This window comes from Argonema antarcticum A004/B2 (assembly GCF_023333585.1).
In the GTDB taxonomy this organism is placed as follows: domain Bacteria; phylum Cyanobacteriota; class Cyanobacteriia; order Cyanobacteriales; family Aerosakkonemataceae; genus Argonema; species Argonema antarcticum.
Window position 1 is genome coordinate 3,572 of record NZ_JAIQZN010000170.1, and the last position, 4,638, is coordinate 8,209.

The window sequence follows — 4,638 nt, forward strand, 5'->3', positions numbered from 1 at the left end:
GATGGGGATGGCGGAATTTTAACTATTAATGCTAATGACATAGAATTGAGCGGTCGATCGCCTGATGGTACTATTCCTGGTGGTGTGTTAGCTAGAGTCGAAAGCGGCGCGACGGGAAATGCGGGAGATGTTCTAGTAGTGACCGGGAACTTGCGCGTTGTCGATGGGGCAAGATTGACAGCGGGTTCTCTAGGACAGGGAAATGCGGGGTCTTTAAACGTACAAGCTCAGATGATCGAAATAACTGGGGTGGGCACAAACGTAGATGGTACTCCCAACCCAGCGCAAGTCTCAACCTCCACTTCCGGGTCTGGCAAGGGCGGCAATTTGCAGATTTCAACTAACTTCTTAGTGACTCGTTCTGGAGGTCAAGTAGCGGCTTCTACATATAAAGATGGGGATGGGGGCATTTTGAGGGTGAGCGCCGATCGCATAGAGTTAAGTGGTCAATCGCCTGATGGTAGCCTTCCCAGCGGCTTGTTGGCTAGAGTCGAATCAGGAGCAATGGGAAATGCGGGAGATGTAATTATTAACACAGGAAGTTTGAGCGTCAAAGATGGAGCAGGAGTGGGGGTGGCTTCTCTGGGACAAGGAAATGCGGGTTCTTTGACCATTCGAGCCACGGATGGGGTGGAAATAACTGGTGTGGGAAGTAACTCCAATGGGAGTCCCAATCCCGCACAAATATCTGCTTTGTCTACGGGAGCTGGAGATGCTGGTACGTTGGATATTGAAGCTGATAGTTTTATAGTCGGAGATAGGGCGGAAGCGATTGTCAGCAGTACAGGTTCGGGAAATCCAGGTAATTTAATAGCCGCAGCACCATTTATACTGATTAGGGATCTAGGCTCCCTGCGAGCTGAATCTGTGACAGGTAAGGCTGGAAATATTAATTTGCGATCGCGTACTCTTCAACTCCGGGGTCAAGCTCAAATATCTGCCGTCTCAGCCTCTAGAACCGCAGAAGGCAATATCACCATTAATACAGAAACCCTAGTTCTTCTTGAAGGTAGCCAAGTCAGAACTGATGCTCAAAATCCTCAAGGAGGTAGTAATATTGCGATCGCACCTTTATTAGAATCAGGTTTAGCAGTATTTCAATCCCTCGATAGTATCATCAAACCCAGTGGCGAATTGAGGGTAGAAGGTCAAGTGGAAATTAGTCCTCCCGATATCCCTTCTGTCGATGTCGTCGATTCTACCAGATTAATTGTCCAAGCTTGTCCCGCAATTAATGAAGATAATACCTTTTTTATCACTGGTCGCGGTGGTTTGCCCCCCACTCCTGACGATACCCTCAGCGGTGACCTATTTTGGGAAGATTTACGCATTCCTTCAGTCCTCAGCAGTCAGTCTTCAGCAGTTAGCAGTCACTCGTCAATTGCAACTGACAAAGGACAAATGACAAATGACAAAATTGTCGAAGCTCAAGGTTGGATAATTGGCCCCAATGGCGAAGTTATTCTTACAGCCCAAGCACCCAAGGTGACACCTCACGGAACTCCACTAACGCCACCTAACTGTCAATTTTAGAGGCTAGGGGCTAGAAAAGTCAAAAGTCAAAAAAAAGAAATTCTCCCTCTTCCCTAGTGCCTAGCTCCTTGATATAATGCCCGCAATAATATGCCTAAAAAACAATCTATACTTTTACATTACATACAATCTCTGGCGAAACAAGCTAGGCAGATTATTGCATTTCCCAAATACAATAATCTGAAACGGAGTTGTGCCCTATTTTGGGGTTTAGCAATAGTACTTTCGGCACACTATGTACTAATAGAACCAGCAATTTCCAAGGAAAGTTTGGATTTGATATATTTTAATCACTTAACAAAAACTAATTTAATCAAAACACTAATAACTCAAAATTATATATCGTCAGATGCTCTCCAATTGTTGCAACAAGGAAAGTTATTATACCAGGCAGAAAAGTTTTCGGATGCTCTAAGAGTGTGGCAGGAAGCAGAAACAGCATTCGCAGATAAAAAAGATGTGTTAAACCAAGCTTTGACACTTAATTTCATTTCATTGACTTATCAAAAACTTGGGGATTGGGAGAATGCCAAAAGAGCAATATCATCCAGCATAAACCTCCTGCAAACAGTAAGAAATGCAGGTCGAGAAAAGGCGCAAATTATTGCGATCGCCTTAAACACCCAAGGTCGTCTGCAACTGTCTTTAGGACAACCGGAAGACGCTCTTATTAGCTTACAACAAGCTATTGCTGCATACACGCAAGCAGGCGATGAAGCTGGGATTACTGGCAGCACAATTAACTTTGCCCAAACTCTACAAACTCTGGGATTTTCTCGTCGAGCATCCAAAACATTAGAAGATTTAGAAAAACGTCTGCAAAATCAACCAGATTCTCCGATCAAATCCACCGGATTGCTGACGCTTGCTAACGCCCTTCGTATTAGTGGCGATCTAGATAAATCTCTAGAAATATGTCAACAAAGTTTGGCAATAGCCCAACGCTTGCAATCTCCACCAGATATTGGTATCGCTCTGCTCAATTTGGGTAATATCGAAAGAAGCTTAGCCAAAAGATTAGAAGATTTCGCAGCAGATTCCGAGGATAGAGAAGAAGTAGATCGAAAAATTAAACTAGCTTTAGAATACTACCGACAAGCAGCAAACATATCTAATCATGGAACTACACGGCTTCAGGCAAATTTAAATCAAATGAGCTTATTAGTGGATAGCAAACAGCGGTCAGAAGCTCAAGTTTTGCAGTCACAAATTCAGTCGGAAATTACTCAACTACCCCCCAGTCAGATCGCTATTTACGCTCGAATTAACTTGGCTCAAAGTTTGATGAAGCCGGGACTGGCGACTGGGGAACAAGCAATAACCAATTATCAAGATATCGCCAAACTTTTAGCTAAAGCTTCTCAGGAGGCAAAAAGTTTGGGAGATAAGCGATCTGAATCTTTCGCACTCGGAAATCTTGGCGAATTGTACGAACAAGCTAAGCAATTCGATCTAGCTCAACAGCTAACTCAACAAGCGCTGCTTTTGGCTCAGGCGACTAATGCACAGGATATTGCTTATCGGTGGCAATGGCAGTTGGGACGTTTACTCAAAGCTGAAGGGCAAACTCAGGAGGCTATTACAGCTTACAGCGAAGCGGTTATCACTTTACAATCCCTCCGCAGCGATTTAGCTACTATCAATCCAGACGTTCAGTTTTCCTTTCGGGATAGTGTGGAACCCGTCTATCGGCAGCTATTCGATTTGCTTTTGCAACCTCCCCCTGTGTCCCCCCCCGTACACGAGGGGGGAGAAAAGGGGGGGGTGAGTCAAAAAAATCTGGTTCAAGCCCGTAACGTGATTGAGTCTCTACAATTAGCTGAACTGGATAATTTTTTCCGGGAAGCTTGTCTGGATGCAATACCAGAATTGATTGATAAGATCGATCGCACGGCGGCTGTGATCTATCCAGTCATTTTAGACGATCGAATAGAAGTAATTCTCAGTCTCCCGCAGCAGCCTCTGCGTAACTACACCACACAAATTGAACAAAAACAGGTTGAAAGTACTCTTAACCAGCTCAGACAAGCCTTGGGTATTCGTCACTCCAACCAAGAGGAACGCTTGCGTCTTTCTCAACAGGTGTATGACTGGCTGATTGGGCCGATCGAAACAGAATTAAAGACGAGTGGGGTACAAACGTTGGTGTTTGTATTAGATGGTTCGTTGCGGAATATCCCAATGGCTGCTCTCTACAACGGCAACCAGTATTTGGTGGAACAGTATAGCATAGCCCTAACTCCTGGTTTGCAGTTGCTAAAGCGACAACCGCTGACGCGAGGAAAGCTTAGAGCTTTGGCTGGTGGATTGAGCGAGTCCCGCCAGGGGTTTTCTGCACTACCCGGTGTGAAAGCAGAATTGGCGCTAGTGAATGCTGAAGTTCTCAATACAACAAGGCTTTTGAATCAGGAGTTTACCAGCACGAATCTCGAAAATGAGGTAAAAGCGGTTCCTTTTCCTGTGGTTCACCTGGCGACTCACGGCCAGTTTAGCTCTAATTTCCAAAACACATTTATTCTCGCTTGGGATGGTCCGATTAACGTCAAGCAGTTGGATGAATTACTCCGAAGCAAAAATCCGCGTATACCCAGACCTCTAGAATTACTTGTCCTCAGTGCTTGCGAGACAGCAACTGGAGATAAAAGAGCGGCTTTGGGACTTGCTGGAGTAGCGGTTAGGGCGGGAGCAAGTAGCACTCTGGCAACGCTGTGGAGGGTGAGCGATTCGTCTACTGCGGCTCTGATGACTGAATTTTATCAAAAGTTAGCTAATCCCGGCATCAGTAAAGCAGAGGCACTTCGCAGGGCTCAGATTAGTCTGTTGCAGAACCGCAATTTCAGGAATCCGTATTTCTGGGCCCCATACGTTTTGGTGGGAAATTGGCTCTGAAGAGAGGGGCTAGGGGCTAGGGTAGAGGGTAGAGGGTAGAATCCTTCTTTTGACTTTTGACTTTTGACTTTTGACTTTTGACTTTTGACTTTCCTAGCCCCTAGTCCCTAGCTATACCTTACGGTGGCCCTTGCTGGAGCGTGAACTACCCACACTAAATCGAAGCGATTATAGTGTGGGCTTCTAACATCACAGAAGAATGCCTCAGAACAGACT

2 protein-coding genes are annotated in these 4,638 nt (G+C 45.3%); both read left to right on the forward strand.

Annotated elements, in window-relative coordinates:
• Nucleotides 1-1,533, forward strand: a 1,533-nt coding sequence (locus tag LAY57_RS34255) for an autotransporter outer membrane beta-barrel domain-containing protein (RefSeq protein WP_476727029.1), incomplete at its 5' end; no start/stop codon positions are given.
• 90 nt (nucleotides 1,534-1,623) lie between these two features.
• Complete coding sequence (locus LAY57_RS34260) at nucleotides 1,624-4,422, forward strand: CHAT domain-containing protein (protein WP_249071728.1); 2,799 nt, start codon at nucleotides 1,624-1,626, stop codon at nucleotides 4,420-4,422.
• Nucleotides 4,423-4,638: the final 216 nt, after the last annotated feature.